Here is a 19,318-nt window from a genome sequence, read left to right as displayed (position 1 = left end):
ACAAAACACAATTGCTAGAAAATATACCTATGGCCGATCTTAACCCCTTAATCGCAGAAGCACAGCAAGACTTTGCTAACTGTCATGATGTGCCTGCCCTGGAAAATGCCAAAGCCAAATATCTGGGAAAATCTGGCGCGCTCACCGAAGCCTTAAAAGGTCTGGGTAAACTGTCTGCAGAGGAACGACCGGCAGCAGGCGCTGCGATTAATGTGGTTAAACAAGCGGTGGAGCAGGCACTCAATGCACGCCGTGACAGCATTCTGGCTGCAGAACAGGCCAAACAGCTGGCAAGTGAAAGCATCGATGTCACCTTGCCTGCGCGTGCGCAGTCTGCGGGTGGCTTGCATCCGGTGACGTTGACATTGCGCCGGGTAGAAGAACTGTTTCATTCTATCGGTTTCAGTGTGGCTAATGGTCCTGAGATCGAAACTGATTTTTATAATTTCACCGCGCTGAATATCCCCGATAATCATCCGGCACGTGCCATGCATGACACTTTTTATGTGGATAGTGGCAATGACAGTATGGAGCACGTATTGCGTACGCATACGTCACCGGTGCAGGTGCATTACATGGAAAATAACACGCCACCGCTCAAGATTATAGCGCTAGGCCGCGTTTACCGTGTGGATTCTGATGCTACGCATTCACCGATGTTCCACCAGGTGGAAGGTTTATGGGTCGACGAACAGATCAGCTTTGCCAATTTAAAAGGCGTGGTGCAGGATTTCCTGCAGAAATTCTTTGAGCGCGATGATCTGACTGTGCGTTTTCGCCCGTCATTCTTCCCGTTCACCGAGCCTTCTGCCGAAATGGACATGAGCTGGAACGGCGGCTGGCTGGAGATCGGTGGTTGCGGCATGGTGCATCCTGAAGTGCTCAAGCACGTGAATATCGATAGTGAAAAATACCGTGGCTTTGCGTTCGGCCTTGGCGTTGAACGGCTGGCCATGCTGCGCTATGGTGTGAATGATTTACGTCATTTCTTTAATAATGATCTGCGCTTTTTGCAGCAGTTTATTAAATAACCGCCCGTCACTTTTAACTCTGATTAATTAGGTAAAGACAATAATATGCAGTTCTCAGAACAATGGTTACGCTCTATGGTCAATCCAGCGCTGGATACCGCGCAATTGGGTCACGCATTGACCATGGCTGGTCTGGAAGTGGAAGAGCTGACTCCGGTCGCGCCTGCTTTTAGCCAGATTGTTGTTGCAGAAATCCTGGAAGCGAGCAAGCATCCGGATGCAGACCGTTTGCAGGTATGTAAAGTCAATGTCGGCGGTGAAATACTGCAAATCGTGTGTGGTGCTGCCAATGCCCGCGCGGGATTGAAAGCGCCCTGTGCCCTGGTCGGGGCCGAGTTGCCAGGCATCAGCATCAAACAGGCAAAAGTGCGCGGTGTGGAGTCATTTGGCATGATGTGCTCAGCCAAAGAGCTGGGCATTGCCACTGAAGCGAATGGTATTTTAGAGCTGCCAGCCGATGCGCCCGTCGGGCAGGATATCCGTGAATATCTTGACCTGAATGACCATACCTATACGCTAAAACTCACACCGAACCGTGCCGACTGTTTAAGTATTTTAGGCATCGCACGTGATGTGGTCGCCATGACCGGCGCACCTATCCAGGCGCCAGTTATCCAGGTAGCGGCTGTCACTAGCCAGCTAAGCAAGGCAGTGACGGTAACCGCCAGTGAGGCCTGCCCTGCCTATTACGGCAGAGTGGTCGAAGGCGTTAATGCAAAAGCCGCAACCCCGGATTGGATGGTACGCAGGCTGGAACGCAGCGGCATACGCAGCATCAGCGCGCTGGTCGATATCACCAATTACGTATTACTTGAACTAGGCCAGCCATTGCATGCCTTTGACCTGAACTTGCTGCAAGGCGATATTCAGGTACGCCTTGCACAAGCGGGCGAAAAACTGGCACTGCTAAACGATACTGAAATCACTTTAAAAGCCGATGATCTGGTGATTGCAGATGCCAACGGCCCCGTTGCATTGGCCGGTATCATGGGTGGCAAGTCTACCTCGGTCGGCGATGCGACCCAGGCCATTTTCCTCGAAAGTGCGTTTTTCACACCAGATACCTTGGCCGGCAAAGCACGCCGTCTGGGCCTGAGTACTGACTCTTCCTATCGTTTTGAGCGTGGTGTCGATTTCGGCAACACCTTGCAAGCCTTAGAGCGCGCAACTGCCCTTGTGCTTGAGATCTGTGGCGGCAAGGCCGGCGCAGTCACCACCAGTACCAGCCAGTTGCCAGTGCGCAAACAGGTCTCCTTGCGTTACGAGCGGTTGATTTCAGTGCTTGGCATTGATATCAGCGCAGCGCAGGTCGGCCAATTACTGACTCAATTAGGGTTTGTTTATAGCGAAGCCGACGGCGCGTTCAATGTCAGCGCGCCCAGCTTCCGCTTTGATATCGCACGTGAAGAGGATTTGATCGAAGAAGTCGCACGTCTGCATGGCTACGAACATATCCCGGCATTGACGCCAGTCGCCTCACAAGCGATGCTGATCGCGCCAGAAGCCCAGCGCCATCCTGACCACTTGCGTGACATCATGGTGCAGCAAGGCTATCAGGAAGTTATCACCTACAGCTTTGTCGATGCCGCCTGGGAACGTGATCTATACGGTAACCAGCAGCCAATCGCCCTGAAAAACCCAATCGCCAGCAACCTGAGCGTGATGCGCTCTGGCTTATGGGGTGGTTTGCTCGACACGTTGAGCTACAACCTCAATCGCCAGCAATCGCGCGCCCTGTTGTTTGAACTAGGCAGCAGATATGAGCGTCACGCACAAGGCTATGCTGAAACCCTGACTTTATCCGGCCTCTGTTATGGCAATGCATTGCCTGAGCAATGGGGCAGTGCTGCGCAAGCTTTTGATTTTTATGATGCGAAAGCACATGCTGAGGCATTGTTTGCCCAGCCTGTGCGTTTTGTAGCAGAGCAACATCCGGCATTGCATCCTGGTCAGACAGCGCGTATTTATGCAGGTGAAAAAGCCGTTGGCTGGTTGGGTAAACTACACCCGCAATGGCAACAGCAATATCAATTGAATCAGGCCTGTTTCCTGTTTGAAATTGATGCAGAAGCCATCCAGATCAGTCACGTTCCCGCTTACCAGGAAGTCAGTAAATTCTTGCCGGTACGTCGCGATTTAGCCATGGTTGTTGAGCAAAATATCTCTGCACAAGACATGATAAATGCCATTATTGCAGAGAAAATTCCGCAGCTGCAAACTGTAAAATTGTTTGATGTTTATCAGGGAAAAGGCGTGCCAGAAAACAAAAAAAGCCTTGCATTTCTTGTACTTATGCAAGATACTGGCAAAACTATGGTCGATGAGGAAGTGGATGCAATCGTGTCACAAATCCTCAAAAATTGGTCATCTAATTTTTCTGCAGCACTACGGTAGTTTTCGGTTATCACTAGGGTAGTTTTCGAACATCACCAAGATATGTTTCGAACAATACATTAGATAGTTCTCGAAATAGTGTCAGGATAATTTCGGAATAGTATCTGGCATATTCTCTGGGAAAGTCATTGGATTAAACCCGAATAACCAGTTGATTTAATACTAGCGTCATCTCACATAATAAGAAGGTTCAGGGGATCGTTAATGACACTCACAAAAGCTGACTTGGCTGATTTGTTGTTTGAACAAGTCGGGTTAAACAAACGTGAAGCCAAAGACATGGTAGAAGCGTTTTTTGAAGAAGTGCGTAATGCACTGGAAAACGGCGATAGCGTCAAACTTTCCGGATTCGGTAATTTTGAATTACGTACCAAATCCGAACGCCCAGGCCGTAACCCAAAAACAGGCGAAGAAATACCAATTTCAGCACGTCGCGTGGTGACTTTCCATGCCAGCCAAAAGTTGAAATTACGTGTAGAAGAGCATTACGCAGAACAACCCTTGCAAGCCCAGGCTTAATTTAATATCCAGACATGGTCGAAGCGCAAAAAATCACGTTACCGCCTATCCCCGCCAAACGCTATTTCACTATTGGTGAAGTCAGCGAGCTGTGCGGTGTAAAACCGCACGTATTGCGATACTGGGAACAAGAGTTTACCCAGCTGAAACCTGTCAAACGCCGTGGCAATCGCCGCTACTACCAGCATCATGAAGTCCTGCTGATCCGTAAAATCCGGGAACTGTTGTATGAGCAAGGGTTCACCATCAGTGGCGCACGTAATCGCCTGGATGGCGTTGATGAAAAAGCCGATAAAGCGGGACGCCTGGCAGCCGAGTCTGCCGCAAACTTGAATACAGCGGCCATTGCTGCTGAAGCTTCAAGATTACCTGCTGTCGATATTCAGGCCTTAAAAGAGCAAATTCAGCAGGTGATCAACCTGCTCAAAGTCGCCGCTTAATCAGCCTTGCAGATACACAAAACCGCATATTCTGCTTAGCGAATATGCGGTTTTGTTTTATAATTCAGCCTTCTTTTCAGACGGGTTCCCGCCTGAAATCAAATGTCGGGGCGTAGCGCAGCCTGGTAGCGCACTTGCATGGGGTGCAAGGGGTCGTGTGTTCGAATCACACCGTTCCGACCAAGAATCTAATCCACAGCGGTGCAGTCCATCATCATTTGCGTTTGCGCTGATCCAGATATTGATCGCCAGCCAGGTGATTTGCCGCATACATTTCATCAAGCCGTTTATTCAAAGCATCACACCTATCTTTTAGCTGTTCGGAATCTTCCAGCCCATCATTCAGGTGTGCCATGGCCTCATCATATTGTTGGTTTTTCTGCTTTTGCGATAAGCCTTGTTGATTCATAGATGCGTTGATTTCTTTCATTCGCTTTATGCGAATGTTTGCTTTTCTTGAATATTTGGCACATGTTGCCTCTTGTTCAGCTTCAATTTTTTTAATTTCGGCTTTAGAAAACGGCATTGCCTTTTCATAAGTATTGGTTGTGGTAATTGATTGCTGCGCACATGACGCAGTGACTAAAACAACCAGGGGAATTATTGCTCTTATCACAACGGCATTACCTTCTATTAGTTTATTTGCAGCACAAGTTGTGTAGTGTTTCGCACTTGGCCTTCTTATTTCATAAGTTGAATATATAAACGCTATACAACGAGATCGATCCCTGAAATGTATCAAAGTTTCAGACAGAAGCGTTTGGAAAATGACACGGAAATCATAAAAGAGCCTTAAATATATGCGTAAGGAGAGCTTGGAACTCTCCAACAGTATTGATAAACATGCTTTTGCAAAGTAATCTACATGAATATAAATATATTTTATTAAAGCTATAATTTATTGAGGTTGAAAGGGGAGCCAGATGCAGCGTCTTTTGTTCGCTATCGTTATCTTTATTTCTACTGTAAATTGCAATGCTCACTCTGGTGGTACCGATAAGAACGGTTGTCACCACGACAGAAAAACCGGCGGATATCACTGCCATTAAACGCATCTTGTTTTCAAGGCCCGCTTTCATTGCGGGTTTTTAATTACTATCAGCTTTAAATGTTCACTGTGAAAGATAAGGATTAAATTCGAATAATCATTTCGTCAGGGGGATAGGTATGGCATTGCCAAAGAAAGTAGTTGAGCGTTTAACATCAAACCTGAAGCGTTACCAAGCCATATTGGCTGAAGCTAAGAACAGAGATATCAGCGAATCAGATACCGTTGTCATTCTTGCCGATATGCTTGCGGAGTTGCTTGGCTATAAAAAATACATCGAAATTACAACAGAGTTTGCAATACGTGGCACTTATGTTGATTTGGCGGTGAAGGTTGGTGATGAGGTCCGTTTCCTGGTTGAGGTCAAAGCGATCAATATCGATTTGAAGGAGAGTCATGTCAAACAAGCGATTGACTACGGTGCGAACCACGGGATTGAATGGGTAGTGCTAACCAATGGGGCTGCCTGGCAGTTCTATAAGATTCACTTTGATAAACCGATCGATAAATCATTAATGTTTGAAGTAGATTTACTTCACACTACTGCAAGAAATACACAGTTAATCGAGTGCTTTGGAAACCTGAGTCGTGAAGGTTTTACACAATCAAGCATGACAGCCTTTTATCAACAGCAGCAAGCAACAAGCAAATATTCAATAGGTGCATTACTCACTACAGATGCTGTGTTGTTAAGCCTAAAGAAAGAACTCAAGAAGTTAAGCCCCACTTCAAAGATCGAAGATGAGTTCTTACGAACTCTATTACTGACCGATGTGATCAAGAGGGAATTGACCGAAGGGGAGCAAGCAACAGCAGCGATTGAATTAATTAAGAAGTGTGCAAGGGCTCAGGCGAGATTAAAAGCCAAGGCTGTTACTCAGTAGGGTCAATGTGCGGGGATAAGTGACTATTTTCTGGTTGCCTCGAAAAAGGCCGGCTGAGCCAGGATGTTCTCCGTGGCCATTTCAGCGGCTTTTACAAATACTTCTGGGTCGCCGGTCTTATTGAACTCTTTGATTTCGGCTGCGCCATAGGCAGACAGTAACAAAGATTTCCTTGTTTTATTGTCTAGCACTTCCCATGTTAGCCTGAGTGATGCTGCGCCTTTATATCCCAATGCGGCTGAGGAGCAGATGTTAGCCTTGATGTCTTCAATCGCGACGCCAATCAGGATATCCGCATCTCTTTCCGCGCTTGCCTGAATCAGGCTCGTGTACACTTTGTAACCGTGTTCGGACAGTGTGTTTGTCATCTGATCACGTATCGAGTTCAGTGTGCCTTGATTGTCCAGCCACATTAAGTCGCCATAGCTGTAACAGGTCACACCGGCTTCCATTAGCCCGATTTTCTTGTCGGTCAACTTGGAGGTCACATTGGCGATAAACACTATTTTTGACTCGCTCGAACTTTTTATCGGTGTTAAGTGGTCTGGTTTGGCGAGCTGGGCTGGCGGTATTGTGGAGGCGCACCCTGAAAGTGCTACAAAAAGAACAGTGGCAACTACTTTATACATATTTTTCTTCTGGTGATACATATTGGTGTTCAGGTTGTAAGTCTCTTCACTTCAATGTCAAGATATGCCGATTCTTGGCAGTATGTTTAAATATTAGGCACTGATATCAGTGGCAATGGCAGTCTGGCTCGCGGTTTGTTTCTGTAAGGGATGATGGGCAGAAAAATGCCGCGAGAGCGCTTCGCTCAGGGGCGCTGGCCGGTTGAGGTAAAAGCCCTGTGCGTATGCGACACCCATTTCGCCCAGGCAGTCCAGCGTTGCCTGGTCTTCCACATATTCAGCAATGGTTTGAATGCTCATCGATTCCGCCACGCTTTGTATGGCTTTGGCCATCGCCAGGTCTACTTTGTTGATGGTGATGTCTTTCACGTAAGCGCCATCCATTTTGAGGAAGTCCACCGGCAGGTGTTTCAGGTAGCTGAACGATGACATGCCACTGCCAAAGTCATCCAGCATAAATCGCGTGCCCATTGCCTTCAGTTCGGTAATCAACTTGATGGTGTTATCGATATTAATGATGGCCGAGGTTTCCGTGACCTCAAAGCAGACATGGCTGGGCGAAATCTCATAGTTAGCAAAACAATTTTTAATGTAGGGCAGCAGGGTGGCGTCACCTAAAGACATGCCGGATAAGTTGATGCTGACAATAAATGGCTTGGTGGCCGATTGCGTTTTAAATAATGGCTGCAATGCCATAAACGCATGCTGAATCACCCAGCGATCGATTTTGGTCATCAACTGATAACGCTCTGCGGAAGGCAGGAATTCGGCAGGCGGGATAATACCGCCATTCTCGTCGCGTTTGCGGATCAGGATTTCGTAGAAAGGCGGAAGCTCTTTCTGCTGCATGGGGAATATGCCCTGGCAATACAATACAAAGTCATTGTGTTCTATGGCTTCGTTGATGCGTAATACCCACTCCATTTCAACGTGGCGTTTGAGTAACACATCATCTTCAGGATGGAACAGGTGAATCTGGTTGCGGCCATTATCTTTTGCGACATAGCAGGCGGCATCCGCATGGCGGGTGATCTGACCCACATCTTTCAGGTCGGCGGTGACTTCTACAATACCGATACTGATACCGGTCTGGAACAGGCGGCCTTCATGCATGAATCTGAAGGCTTCTACCATCTGGCGCAATTGCGCGGCGATTTCAATCGCTTTTTCAACCTGGCAATAGCTCAGTAATAAACCGAATTCATCACCGCCCAGCCTGGCGAAAGTGTCTTCAGCACGAATGCGCTGACTCAGGATCATACTGATCTGCCTGAGCATTTCATCGCCAGCAGGATGGCCGCAGGTGTCGTTGATTACGCGGAACTGGTCTAGATCCATGTAACAAAACACATGATTGGCTTTGTGCTGTTTCACGTCTTCCAGCGCCTGTTGCAGGCGTCTTTCCAGCTCCTGGCGATTGACCAGGCCAGTTAAGGCATCGTGTCGCGCCTGGTAACGTAACTGTGCCTGGGCATCCTGGATACGATGGCGCATGTCGGCTTCAACATGCTGCATCTCCCTGGAGATTTCATTGATCGTAGTTTGCAGGGAATGGATTTCCGGCAGGCTGTTTTTTACATGGCTGATGTGCTGGTTACCCACCACAAAACGTTTTAGCGCAGCCGTCAATTCGCGTATGGGTTGGCTGATAGAACGGCTCACCCAATACACCAGCACCGAGCACAGCATGAGCCCCAGGGTGATGTAACCGATATTGCGGATAAAAGCCTGGCGGTGATCTTCTAACATCGCGGCTTTATCAATGGCAACAAACACATATCCCAGCAGGGCATGTTTAGGTTCTGTGGTGAAAATCCTCACCATGGTCACGTCATGCGTGGCATGCTGCATCACATGGGTATCTTGCTGTGGTAATGATTCGCCCACGATGAAAGAAGCACCCAATTGGGCCAGTGGGCGGTTAACCGCATCCGAAATCATTAATGAAAGATAAGGCTCACGGTCAAGCTGGCTGGCTTTTAATAGACGATCAATGTAAGGGCGGCCATGCAGTTCTGTTTGATTATGCACAACGGCAGAGAGAAATTTGGCGGTAGTTAACGCATGTTGACTCAGCTTGTCTTCATCGTTTTGCAATTGCTTTTGAAAATCAAACAGCAAGAAGGTGCAGGATAAAGCGAATACTGGCGCAATCACCAGTAATAGTAGTCTGGACTGGATACTTAAGGTTTGGAAAAATTGCATGGTTCCAGATAATTCATTTAATTCAAAGCAACGGCTAATACGTAGTGATAATCATGGTAAATGGCGCTTGCTGCAGTCATGACATCCCCCCGGATTTCGTGTATAAGTCCAAAACATACTTAGGTAATATTTTATCTGCTGTGTTTTACCAAGCCAGCAAATTTACCAGATCGCTAATCCAGCCCGTCAGCAAGTTGAACCAGCCAGCAAATTGTTAACTTGTTTTTGCAGAAGAGTGTATTTGTTTTTTCATGATACAGCAAATTTATATCACAGATTATCTGTCTGATGCAGCAGCCGAATCTGCGGCTGTGATTCAGCATATGACCGATCAATGCCCCATACTGCTGAAAGGTGACTGGCAAGTGAACGCTGCGACGCCGTTGAATGCTTTATTTGGCACGCTACACGATGCCGACCACACGCCTGGCTTATCGAAGGTAGCGACTATCCTGCGTACGCGGCAAGCTTCGGTCACCGGCGTGCCTGTGTTATGTGTGTTGCCGGTGCATCTTGGTTTACAACGAGATACTTTTTCGCTGCAGGGAACCGTGCAAATATCGCCAGCAGTATATGCGTATTTGACGGAAACCCTGCAACAGCATTTCCTGCAGGATTTTATCGTGCATGCCACCGCAGAACAGCGGTTCTGGTGGGTACAACCTCTTAACCCGCTTGAAGTGCAATGCCCATGGCCACAAGATTGTTTATATCAGCAGGCATTTCAGTGGCAGCCACAAGGCACACACGCTTCGCTGATACGGCAATGGACCAACGAAAGCCAGATGCTGCTGCACCAGTTTTCACAAGACAGTCGCTTGCCGGGCTGGCCAGAACGCTTAAACAGCCTGTGGTTTGCCAGCGTGCCAGCGGTGCCGGTATGGCAACATGACTGGCAAGCTGTTATTGGCACCGGGGCGGTGTTTGACGGCTTGCAACGGTCACAGTTATCGGCCGTGAAGCAGCTTTCAATGGCACAGGTGTTAGAGGATAAAACGATCACCAAGGCGCTGATGGTGGTTGACCAGATAGATCAGGTGGACTGGCATAGTCTTTCTGCTGCATTGCAGAAAGGTCGTATATCTACGCTAGAAATCATCTTGCCACTTGCCGAGCGCAGTATCAAAGTCACTTATAAACAGCGCTATCGCTGGCAGTTCTGGCGCAAGGCACAGACCTTGCCTGGCTTGTTCGATAAACTTGAAGCGTCATTGCCAACCTTTAAATTACCCGGATCTGTTTGAGCGTGTGGTCTTTGAATTAGAAAATAAAACTCAGCCAAGATGAAAATTCAGCAAAGACAATACCCCCCAAACGCGTTGCAGGCCTTGCAAGCACAGGGCTTGCCCGAAATATTGGCCCGTTTGCTGGCCGCCAGGCAGGTGTCCGCCGATGACTGGGGCTTGCAGGAGATGCCGCATTTACTCAAACCGCAGGCGCTTACTGGGTGTGCCGAGATGGCCACGCTACTGGCTAATGCCATCCAGGAAAAGAAAAAACTCCTGATCATCGGCGATTATGATGCGGATGGCGCCACTGCCACCTGCGTTGCCATGCGTGGTCTAAGCATGATGGGGGCACAGGTGGATTTCCTGGTGCCTAACCGGTTTGAATATGGCTATGGCTTAACGCCCGAGATCGTCGCTCTGGCTGCGCAGCAACAGCCTGATATGATCCTGACATGTGACTTATACGGATGAATAATTGTCCATTTTCCATTCGTAGCCTTTATTTACTCAATCTCTAGGAGTTCGGTTAATTAATTTGTAAACAAACTACATTTTATGACCATATTTATTTACAAAATGAACTCTGGACTATGAAGATTTAGATTGGGCAAGGTAATAAGCGCTTAAATAAATTTTTTAATACTTCACTTCAAAAAAATAGGTAATACATTCCAATCCATGGAGCAAATAAAAAAATATACATTGCCGCAACCATTGCTGATAGAGCGACCTATCAATGAAATAGTTATGGAAAACCTTATCCAACAGGGTTTGGAACAATGGTTGGCGAAAGTTTTAGCCACAAGGCTGAATGAGTCCTTCGAATATTCAAAATTGAATAGTTTTGAACTAAAGAACCTGCCAGACCCAATAGCAATTCCAGATATGGAAAAAGCAGTTAAACGTATTGTTGAGGCAATTAAAAATAGGGAAAGAATTGTATTTGCTTGTGATCATGACATGGATGGCACTGCTTCAGCTGCTTTGCTTTGGAGCGCATTTGTAAATTTTTTTGAGGTCGATAGTGACTTACTGAATGTAGTTACCAGTCATAGGTTAACAGAAGGATATGGAATTACCGAGCCAGTAGCGGCTAGGATCATTGACCTTAAGCCAGACTTGGTGATAACGGCGGATAAAGGAAGTAGTGACGAAATTAGAATCAAAAAGCTATCTGAGGTAGGAATTGATGTAATTGTGACTGATCACCATGAACTTGGTGAGTCCGGTCCACCGCCTTCAGCCTACGCTGTAGTTAATCCAATCAGGCAGGATTCATCATACGACAAGTATGTATGTGGAGCGGGTGTCGCCTTTTTAACTATGGCTAAAGTTAGAACTGCACTTATTGATTCTGGATTTAAAACTGAAATAGGTAGTTTGTTGCCATTGATGGACTATGTTGCAGTAGCAACTGTCGCAGACTGCGTATCTATGAGTCCTGTAAAAAGTCTAATTAACCGAACTTTCGTTAAGCGTGGGCTCGAGCTAATTAATAATAAAAGTAAAGCTTGCTGGAGTGTATTTTGTTCCGAACAAAATGGGCCTGTTGATGCAGAGACAATTGGATTTAAATTAGCTCCAGCTATTGCTGCTGCCGGCAGATTAGATTGGGCTGAGGCTGGCTTTAAGTTTCTAACAGCGAATACAGTTGAAGCCGCAACTGAGCATTGGGAACTTCTTAAGTCCGAGAATGAAGAAAGAAAGAAAATCGAAAAATCAATGAGAGAAAGGGCATTCTCTAAAGCTTCGAGACTTAACGGCCATTCAATCATAATTTACTTTGATGACGGGCACAGTGGAGTTCACGGAATAACTGCAAGTAGACTTGTTGAAGCTTATGGTAAGGCTTCAGGAGTTTTCTCCCCAAGGGTTGTTAAAAGTAATAACTTAATGGAATTGAGTAAAGACATTGCATCTGGATCTTTTAGAGGTATTCCTGGTTTGCATGTTAGGGATGCATTGGCATTTGTAGATAAACTACACCCAGGGCTTCTGCTTAGTTTCGGTGGGCATCATGGTGCTGCCGGAGCTTCAATTAAGATTTCTGATATTGATAAATTTGCACATGCCTATGATGAGGCTGTAATAAAGCAAATTGGAAATCAAGAACTTAAACCGACTATTCAGATTGATGGAGAAATTCCTAATGAGTCAATTACTTCAAAAACATTAGAGAAAATTGAAAGTCTGGAGCCATGGGGGAGAGAGTTTCCATCTCCCACATTTAAAGGAACTTTCCAAATATCAAAAATAAAGATGATGAGTGAAGGTCTTCATTGCAGACTAAGTTTAAACATTGGTCGAGGCACCGTAGAAGCGATTTGGTTTAACGTTAATGATATTGATAATTTCGATAGCCAGGTAAAAGTTGGAAACCAAATACAACTAATCTATAAACTTAAAAGCAATTGGTTTCAAAATAGAAAAACTTTACAGCTTCAAGTCATAGCAATGATAAGTTAAAGGCATTTTCAGGAAAGCTATCGAGCATAATTCTAAATAAAGGTAAAGCAATGGCTATTGGTTACGTGGTCTATAAATTAACCTTCCCTAACGGAAAAATTTATGTGGGGAAAGATATTGGGGCTAACGGACATTCTTTACGTTATTTTGGTTCTTGGTTTAATGCCAACGTCGAGAAGGATTTTACTGATGCTGAGCTGCGAGACTTCACTCTTCGTAAACAGATAATATTTGAATCAATGGATAAGGCAGAAATTAGCCGCATGGAATCTGAATTCATACGTTCGTTAAAATCAAATGATCCTGCAATTGGTTATAACCAAACACACCGTAGCGTTAAAAGACTGGGTTAATTGAATGTCTCTTAAAAAAGCGAAAGATCAATTATTCGAATTACTTTCCACTAACGATTGCAATGTCATAGCACTTTCCGGTAAGTGGGGGACTGGTAAAACGCACTTATGGAATGAAATTGATAGGGACTTAACCAGAGGCAACAATAGCCCATCCTTATATGTATCGCTTTTTGGCGTTTCGACAATCGATGAAATTAAACGAAAATTACTTGAGTCGGCGTTTCCAAATGTTGAAGGTAATGAAGATGTATTTTCAAGTTTTAAAAATGTCTTAAAGGTCGGAATCAAAGCTGCCGCAGAGCATTACAAAGCGCTAGCTGCGTTAACTGATATAAATCTCTTACTTCTAGCTCCAGTGTATCTTAAAGAAAAGACTATCGTAATCGATGACATTGAGAGAAAAAATCACAAATTAGAAGAAGATGAAGTCCTAGGCTTCATTGATGAATACTCAAAACGTCATGGATGTAGATTTATTCTGATACTCAATGAAAATAGGCTTGGGGGTAATGGTGGACAAAACAACTTATGGGCAACGTTTAGAGAAAAGGTAATTGATCACGAAATAAAGCTAAATACATCTGCTGATGAGGCTTTTGCAATTGCAATATCACTTGTACATTCGATTTATGAATCCGAACTGAAGCGTGCATTCATTACATGCAGACTTACAAATATTAGAATTATTATTAAGGCAATCAAAGTGGCGAACCATATATTGGGAAAGCAGCCGTTAGATCCAATTATTCAAGCCAGAATGATTCCTTCAATAGTACTTTTTTCTGCAATTTATTATAAAGGTGTCGAGGACGGCCCTGATTTCAATTTTGTTCTAAACATTGTGAGAGCAAGAGTAGCAAACCTACTTAATGATTCTAAGGAACAATCCGAAGATGATTTAATAAAATCTCGATGGAGTACATTGGTTCATGAAATGGGTATTCATTCTTGTGATGAGTTCGAGTTTTTGTTAGTAGATTTCCTTGAGTCTGGAATACTGGAAAAATCTCGATTCGATGAAGTGATTACTCGTTATAAAAATGAAACGAATAAATTAGAAGCCAATAATAAAGCTCGTAAATTTTTAGAAGATCTCTATTGGAATCATTTTTTAAGTAACGAAAAACTCGTAAGCCAGTCAAAAAAACTTGTTAAATTAGCTGGGCTACTCAATGCTACAAATGTTTCAGAAGTAGTGGAATACTTGGAAAAGTTACCGGGAGGAGAAATTACTGCACAAAAAATTCTGAAAGGCTGGCTTGAAAACTTTAAAGCAAATCCTCCAATTCAAACAACATTCGAGACTACCACTTATTATCATAATAACGGTATCCACCTTCATCCTGATATTTCAAAAGCTTATCAAGATCTGCAAGCTACAGTAAAAGAAAATACTAGTATTTTTGATGCCTGCCTTCACATAATTGACAATAATGGGTGGGGGAGCATTCAGACATTTGCTTTTGAAAGATCCACTGTAGAGGAATTTGATAAAACAATTAGGACATTAAGTATTAAAAATTTGCGTCTGTTTATGGCGCAGATGATTGATATGAGTATTAAAAGGCAAACATTTGATAGGCATTTTGCAAATGGAATTAATAATTTTTTGATTGCTTGTAAAAATATATCTGAAGATCAAAAATCTCCTCGATTAGCAACTCTAATTAAAAACATTTTTAATTCAACCCCATTAGCACACGATTTTGGTATTCAAAAAACTGAGCGATAAGTCGAAGTGGCTTAGAGTGAGGATACAAAAGACTTTGGGACGTGAGTTGTCATAAATTCAAATGTGATTCGATATCAAGATGAAGTTGGCAAACTTAACTGGAGCAAATGTCATTGCGCTTAAAGCTAATGTTTTACCAACTTCATATATTTTAGTTTTTTCTCAAATCACTCTTCGAGTTCGTAAATATAACTGATGGGAAATATTACGGTGGAGCTAGCGCCCCCGGCCCTTCAATCTCAATTCCACCAACTTTCTCAACAGAAAATCCCCTAAAGCTCACTGTAATTGTATTTGTAGTTTCTTGGAGAGAGGATTTTCCTCCACCAATTGAGAAGATGATCAAATTAATTCCTGCATTTGCTGATGCCTTTTTCTCGACTCCAAAGCCAAATTCAAACGTTGAAGCAACGTCTTTATCTTTGTTCGGATTTTGGAAAGACATGCAAGGCTCAACACTACTTGCATCTAGAAGATTATCTCTAAGGCTAGCAAGGGTATATGCTATCGGTGAGGAGTCATACTTAATTTCTTTTTTAATATTCGAAGCAACAGATTTAACACCAGGCTTGGGGTATATCGTGAAAGTTAGAATTTGACTGTTAGTATCTCTTTTTGAAGCATTTACCCCTGGCTCAAACGCCCCCGTGCCAATAGGTATAGCTAGGCCAGCTTTACCTTCTTTACCGCCAACAGATTGAACTTTCATAACTACTTTCAAAGACTCAATGTTGAAATTTAAGTTACCTTTACATGCATTGGTTTTGGATTCTTGAGGTAAGGAAGCAGAGTAATTTTGAAATAGTTGAACATCTGCTTTTAAAGCTTTGACAATATTTGCAATTGAAACATTAGGTCCAATAACATCCTCTGCAATTGAGTATGATGGATAACTGCTCAAGAAAAGAAAAATCAATAAAACCATGTTATTAGTCATTTTTGTCTCCCGAAATTAAAAATATATCGTTCGCTTAATTTAAACTTCTTGAATTCTGTTTACTGCCTTAATTAACTGATACCCCCTGCGTTAGACCGAACTTTCACTCGCCGCCACAACTCTTCTAAATGATTACTGCATAATTAGTACAGAGTATTATTCCTCATACCTCTTGAAATCTTCCACCTTCAGAAGCTATAAATCAATGCAACCAATGCTGTTTATAAGTGCCTATTCCGCAGTTGTCGATATGATAGGTTGCTGTAAGCATCTATGACGAACTGCGTTCTTTCGAGTAACTAAACATTTTTATCGCGTAGAGCTCTAGACGAATTGGATTAGTCTTTTACCTTTTCCAAAATTAAGAGCTCCTGCATAACAATATTCTGGAGCTCGTTGAGAGTTAACTTTTCATCAGATTTTATATAAGCTAAAGTCAAAATCGTCAAAGGGTGTACACCCATTGCTTTCGAAAGGTCATTTATCTTTGAAACCGTGGGTTGCTTCCTGCCATTCTCAAGTACTGACATATAAGTCCTGCTTGATATTTCACTGAAAAATTCTTGACTCAATTCTCGAGTAATTCTGATATCCCGGATTGCAGCACCTAAAGCTTTTTGAAATTCCATACTAAGTCCCCATAAAGGACTTTATATAGCCATTATGTGCCCTAAAGGACTATAATCTATAGGACACATTAACCGTATTGGATTGAAATAATGTTCCTTGCTAGCCAAATTCATTTGCGAAAAGCATTTTTTGACGGTGAAAATTTCAGTCTCAACAAGATTGAGCTATCTGCATTTATGCCTTGGTTCATATGTGAAGTTCCTGAATTCGATGATGATTCTGAAGAGCCAGTTTGTACTACTACCCATCTTATTGGTGATATTGACGATTTGGCCAAATTTGCGGGGAGTCGAAAAATTGATAAGACATATGTGATTAGCCCAGGACACTTACTAAATCAGGATAACTGGTCTCTGACTAGATTGAAGGCTATTTCTTCTGCAACTTACCAAGATGATGAATACAAGAGTACTGTATATCGTTTTGAAACCGATACAGGTCAAGTTATTGAGCACGATATTAGTGGGTTGAACAAAGATAAAAATGAACTTACTTTTGAAACGATTTTGCAATTCAATTAAAACAACGGTTCCTAATGACCAGCACTGGCAGATTCAATGAATCAAGTCGCTAGTAAAGAAATAACTATCAGTTTTGAAACTGATACCCTAACCACAGTGAGTCCTGAAACTGCTCACAGTCTCGTAAAGTTGATGGAGTCAAACTCACTTGAAGATTTGATTCAACTGTTACTGCGAAATCTGGCTGCTGAAACAGGCGTGATACCTACAAGCTCATTAGTCGCATATCCCTTAAGAGGAAAACATCTGATCTGAAGAAGTTAAGTGATGAAAGATAACGATAACCAACTCACTGTTGTATTTGAGGAAGACACTGAATATTCAGTTAGCCTGGAAACAGCTACTTCGATGATGAAGATTGTCGGTGCTAACTCAATAGAGGATTTGATTCATCGTTCACTTTTAATGTTCAAAGAAGTGCTTGAAATTTCACATCCCAAAGACGATGAATTCTCTACTACTGAGCACTGGGCTAATGTTGCTCAGCGGCTACCAAATGGTATTTCATTGAGGGTGTTATCGGGTTTGTTTAGTGAAGAAGCCGGGAATAAAGCTTCAGATGGAAATGGTTACACATTGCGGGATTTAATTTCAGATGTAACTGAAGAAACCAACATGAACGCATCTCGTTTGGGCAAGTAGTTGGAAGAGAAATACTATGAGTTAGTGAGGTGAAAATGGAATTCTCAATTCAAATCAATGTTGGTCAAACACCACAAGAAGCTTTAGAAAGTATTTTGGACGACTTCCATAAGCACGAACGAGGTGAAAAATACGTTGCTAGCCAGCTTGGAGTCCTTAATTGGGATCAGTTCTATGCTCTGTTTTCGCCTCAAGGTCTTAAGCAAGTTGAGTCATTTGTTAAATCGCATAATGGCATTTGGCCTGAACTCATGCTCGACTTTCTTCCTTTAGTGACAACTAATCAAAACACGAACATTAGTGTTTCAGGGCTCAAAGAGTTTGATCCCGCCGATTATATTAATGACGCTGAAGATGTGATGCTTTATTTAAAAGATACCCTTGCAGAAAATGACCCGGTTGCTTTAGCGGAAGCTTTGACGGTGATATTGAGGGCCGATGGTATAAAAAAGCTGATTGGAAATAGTGAGCCTAGCTAGACAGCTCAAAAAGTACCTACTCTCAAGGAGATGCTTGATCAATGTGATTTGAGGGCAGATCCACATCCTGATTCAGACATTTTTGAGAATATGCCGGCTAAGGGGCAAGAAGACATTTAATTTGTAAGTGGTTTTTCACCTTAGATATTTCAATTACTCCATGGGTGACTGTTTACACAAGTCTACCGCACCACCAAGATGGAGGCCCATGCCACCATCATCCTTATGAGTCCACGCTTTAAGAAAACACTCTACGATTTCTTCTGTGTTCGTTGCACGTTTACAAAGCCTGATTGCTTGCCCACGATTCAAACCTAGACCGTTTTTATCAGGATGCTGCCATGCAATGGCATAACATACTAAAACTTCTGTCGCATTTTTAGCTCCATTGCATAACTCAATGGCCTGACCGCGATTCAAACCAAGTCCACCATTATCAGAATGTGCATAAGCCTTATCAAAGCAATCTGTAACCTCAGTAGCACTAGAAGTAAATGGATTTAGTAAAACCAGCAAAAGGACTATTTCAAGCATGTGTTTCATATCTAGCTTCGCTTTTTGAATTGGTTTGAGTAGTCTTAAGCGTGCGTATCCACTCATTCATCTTTCCAATTTCCATGAGGTCAGAAACTAGCTTTTTACTTGAAACGGTATTTGAGCAGTGCCCAGTTGAAACGCTTTTTGAGATGAAGGTGATCAAGTTGTCTCTACGGTTGCAGTTAACTTCACAAGATAAATTTTTAAACAAGAAATTCACCCTCCAGCTTCCGTGATCTGCTGGGTAGTCCTCGAAGGTCAGAATCTGACAACCAGCATAGTTTAGTGATGCATACAGATCTCTCTGATTCATATTGCACACCCTTATTGGTATTATGATTTATAGTTTTCCTCTACAGCTATATTAAACCAATGTTATTAACATATGTTAACTATCTGTGATTGAGAATTTCAACTATGTGTAGCAACTTTGATCCTATCAAGATTAATAAATCCAGTTGGGTTAACGAGCACTTTAAATGTGAATTGCCTCAAGGCGATTGGGATGCGAATGTATATTCGACCGCTCCAGTACCCTTTGTGTATCTGGATGATGGCCAAGTCAAATGTGAATTAGCGCAATTTGGGTTGGTACCTCCATGGGCCAAAGATAAAAAACGTCATGGCCGTCACACATAC

Annotated in this window: 21 protein-coding genes and 1 tRNA gene; 16 read left to right on the top strand and 6 right to left on the bottom strand. The window is 43.4% G+C overall.

Features of this window, described 5'->3' with window-relative positions; translation table 11 throughout:
- Nucleotides 1-29 precede the first annotated feature (29 nt).
- The 5 genes from pheS (at nucleotide 30) to ACTS9Y_RS01505 (ending at nucleotide 4,567) form a co-directional block, all read left to right on the top strand.
- Nucleotides 30-1,031, top strand: a complete 1,002-nt coding sequence (pheS, locus tag ACTS9Y_RS01525) for a phenylalanine--tRNA ligase subunit alpha (protein ID WP_442584256.1) — start codon at nucleotides 30-32, stop codon at nucleotides 1,029-1,031.
- A gap of 45 nt (nucleotides 1,032-1,076) precedes the next feature.
- Nucleotides 1,077-3,425 carry a phenylalanine--tRNA ligase subunit beta gene (pheT, locus tag ACTS9Y_RS01520; RefSeq protein WP_442584255.1) on the top strand — a complete coding sequence of 783 codons (2,349 nt, stop codon included), beginning with the start codon at nucleotides 1,077-1,079 and terminating at the stop codon, nucleotides 3,423-3,425.
- 204 nt (nucleotides 3,426-3,629) lie between these two features.
- Nucleotides 3,630-3,944 carry an integration host factor subunit alpha gene (locus ACTS9Y_RS01515; protein WP_055826063.1) on the top strand — a complete coding sequence of 105 codons (315 nt, stop codon included), beginning with the start codon at nucleotides 3,630-3,632 and terminating at the stop codon, nucleotides 3,942-3,944.
- 14 nt (nucleotides 3,945-3,958) lie between these two features.
- Nucleotides 3,959-4,384 (top strand): MerR family transcriptional regulator, encoded by a 426-nt coding sequence (locus ACTS9Y_RS01510; protein ID WP_442584254.1) that lies wholly within the window; start codon nucleotides 3,959-3,961, stop codon nucleotides 4,382-4,384.
- 106 nt (nucleotides 4,385-4,490) lie between these two features.
- Nucleotides 4,491-4,567, top strand: a tRNA-Pro gene (locus ACTS9Y_RS01505).
- Between the two features lie 31 nt (nucleotides 4,568-4,598).
- Here the strand turns inward: ACTS9Y_RS01505 and ACTS9Y_RS01500 are convergent.
- Nucleotides 4,599-5,000: a hypothetical protein gene (locus tag ACTS9Y_RS01500; protein ID WP_442584253.1), complete on the bottom strand. Its 402-nt coding sequence runs from the start codon at nucleotides 4,998-5,000 to the stop codon at nucleotides 4,599-4,601.
- Nucleotides 5,001-5,307: 307 nt separating this feature from the next.
- Here ACTS9Y_RS01500 and ACTS9Y_RS01495 point away from each other — a divergent pair, with 307 nt between their 5' ends.
- Nucleotides 5,308-5,433, top strand: coding sequence for a YHYH domain-containing protein (locus ACTS9Y_RS01495; protein WP_442584252.1), 126 nt, complete (start codon nucleotides 5,308-5,310; stop codon nucleotides 5,431-5,433).
- A 118-nt stretch (nucleotides 5,434-5,551) separates the two neighbouring features.
- Nucleotides 5,552-6,316, top strand: a complete 765-nt coding sequence (locus ACTS9Y_RS01490) for a type I restriction enzyme HsdR N-terminal domain-containing protein (protein ID WP_442584251.1) — start codon at nucleotides 5,552-5,554, stop codon at nucleotides 6,314-6,316.
- 23 nt (nucleotides 6,317-6,339) lie between these two features.
- On the opposite strand, the gene ACTS9Y_RS01485 is transcribed toward ACTS9Y_RS01490, so the two are convergent.
- Nucleotides 6,340-6,945 carry a hypothetical protein gene (locus ACTS9Y_RS01485; RefSeq protein ID WP_442584250.1) on the bottom strand — a complete coding sequence of 202 codons (606 nt, stop codon included), beginning with the start codon at nucleotides 6,943-6,945 and terminating at the stop codon, nucleotides 6,340-6,342.
- Between the two features lie 93 nt (nucleotides 6,946-7,038).
- Nucleotides 7,039-9,150, bottom strand: coding sequence for a putative bifunctional diguanylate cyclase/phosphodiesterase (locus ACTS9Y_RS01480; protein WP_442584249.1), 2,112 nt, complete (start codon nucleotides 9,148-9,150; stop codon nucleotides 7,039-7,041).
- A gap of 251 nt (nucleotides 9,151-9,401) precedes the next feature.
- Here ACTS9Y_RS01480 and ACTS9Y_RS01475 point away from each other — a divergent pair, with 251 nt between their 5' ends.
- The 5 genes from ACTS9Y_RS01475 (at nucleotide 9,402) to ACTS9Y_RS01455 (ending at nucleotide 14,933) form a co-directional block, all read left to right on the top strand.
- On the top strand, nucleotides 9,402-10,394 hold the full coding sequence (locus ACTS9Y_RS01475) for a hypothetical protein (protein ID WP_442584248.1): 993 nt from the start codon (nucleotides 9,402-9,404) through the stop codon (nucleotides 10,392-10,394).
- 39 nt (nucleotides 10,395-10,433) lie between these two features.
- Nucleotides 10,434-10,850, top strand: a complete 417-nt coding sequence (locus tag ACTS9Y_RS01470; RefSeq protein ID WP_442584247.1) for a DHH family phosphoesterase — start codon at nucleotides 10,434-10,436, stop codon at nucleotides 10,848-10,850.
- 276 nt (nucleotides 10,851-11,126) lie between these two features.
- On the top strand, nucleotides 11,127-12,845 hold the full coding sequence (locus tag ACTS9Y_RS01465) for a single-stranded-DNA-specific exonuclease RecJ (protein ID WP_442584233.1): 1,719 nt from the start codon (nucleotides 11,127-11,129) through the stop codon (nucleotides 12,843-12,845).
- A 50-nt stretch (nucleotides 12,846-12,895) separates the two neighbouring features.
- Nucleotides 12,896-13,198, top strand: a complete 303-nt coding sequence (locus ACTS9Y_RS01460; protein ID WP_442584234.1) for a GIY-YIG nuclease family protein — start codon at nucleotides 12,896-12,898, stop codon at nucleotides 13,196-13,198.
- A gap of 4 nt (nucleotides 13,199-13,202) precedes the next feature.
- Nucleotides 13,203-14,933 (top strand): P-loop NTPase fold protein, encoded by a 1,731-nt coding sequence (locus tag ACTS9Y_RS01455; RefSeq protein ID WP_442584235.1) that lies wholly within the window; start codon nucleotides 13,203-13,205, stop codon nucleotides 14,931-14,933.
- Nucleotides 14,934-15,138: 205 nt separating this feature from the next.
- Here the strand turns inward: ACTS9Y_RS01455 and ACTS9Y_RS01450 are convergent, their stop codons facing one another.
- Together ACTS9Y_RS01450 and ACTS9Y_RS01445 are read right to left on the bottom strand one after the other, a co-directional pair.
- A complete protein-coding gene (locus ACTS9Y_RS01450; protein ID WP_442584236.1) occupies nucleotides 15,139-15,870 on the bottom strand; it encodes a hypothetical protein in 732 nt (243 codons plus the stop codon).
- 338 nt (nucleotides 15,871-16,208) lie between these two features.
- Nucleotides 16,209-16,499 (bottom strand): helix-turn-helix domain-containing protein, encoded by a 291-nt coding sequence (locus tag ACTS9Y_RS01445; RefSeq protein ID WP_442584237.1) that lies wholly within the window; start codon nucleotides 16,497-16,499, stop codon nucleotides 16,209-16,211.
- A 90-nt stretch (nucleotides 16,500-16,589) separates the two neighbouring features.
- Between ACTS9Y_RS01445 and ACTS9Y_RS01440 the strand changes: the two genes are divergently transcribed.
- From ACTS9Y_RS01440 to ACTS9Y_RS01430, 3 genes are all read left to right on the top strand, one after another.
- Nucleotides 16,590-17,021, top strand: a complete 432-nt coding sequence (locus ACTS9Y_RS01440) for a hypothetical protein (RefSeq protein WP_442584238.1) — start codon at nucleotides 16,590-16,592, stop codon at nucleotides 17,019-17,021.
- Nucleotides 17,022-17,288: 267 nt separating this feature from the next.
- Nucleotides 17,289-17,663 (top strand): hypothetical protein, encoded by a 375-nt coding sequence (locus ACTS9Y_RS01435; RefSeq protein WP_442584239.1) that lies wholly within the window; start codon nucleotides 17,289-17,291, stop codon nucleotides 17,661-17,663.
- Between the two features lie 35 nt (nucleotides 17,664-17,698).
- Complete coding sequence (locus ACTS9Y_RS01430) at nucleotides 17,699-18,142, top strand: hypothetical protein (protein ID WP_442584240.1); 444 nt, start codon at nucleotides 17,699-17,701, stop codon at nucleotides 18,140-18,142.
- A gap of 153 nt (nucleotides 18,143-18,295) precedes the next feature.
- On the opposite strand, the gene ACTS9Y_RS01425 is transcribed toward ACTS9Y_RS01430, so the two are convergent.
- On the bottom strand, nucleotides 18,296-18,742 hold the full coding sequence (locus ACTS9Y_RS01425; RefSeq protein ID WP_442584241.1) for a hypothetical protein: 447 nt from the start codon (nucleotides 18,740-18,742) through the stop codon (nucleotides 18,296-18,298).
- A gap of 354 nt (nucleotides 18,743-19,096) precedes the next feature.
- Between ACTS9Y_RS01425 and ACTS9Y_RS01420 the strand changes: the two genes are divergently transcribed.
- Nucleotides 19,097-19,318 (top strand): hypothetical protein (locus tag ACTS9Y_RS01420; protein WP_442584246.1); only part of this gene is annotated, 222 nt, incomplete at its 3' end.

The organism is Methylophilus sp., from assembly GCF_052173275.1.
GTDB lineage: Bacteria > Pseudomonadota > Gammaproteobacteria > Burkholderiales > Methylophilaceae > Methylophilus.
Note: the sequence above shows the minus strand (reverse complement) of the source record. Positions and strands in the feature narration are given on the sequence as shown.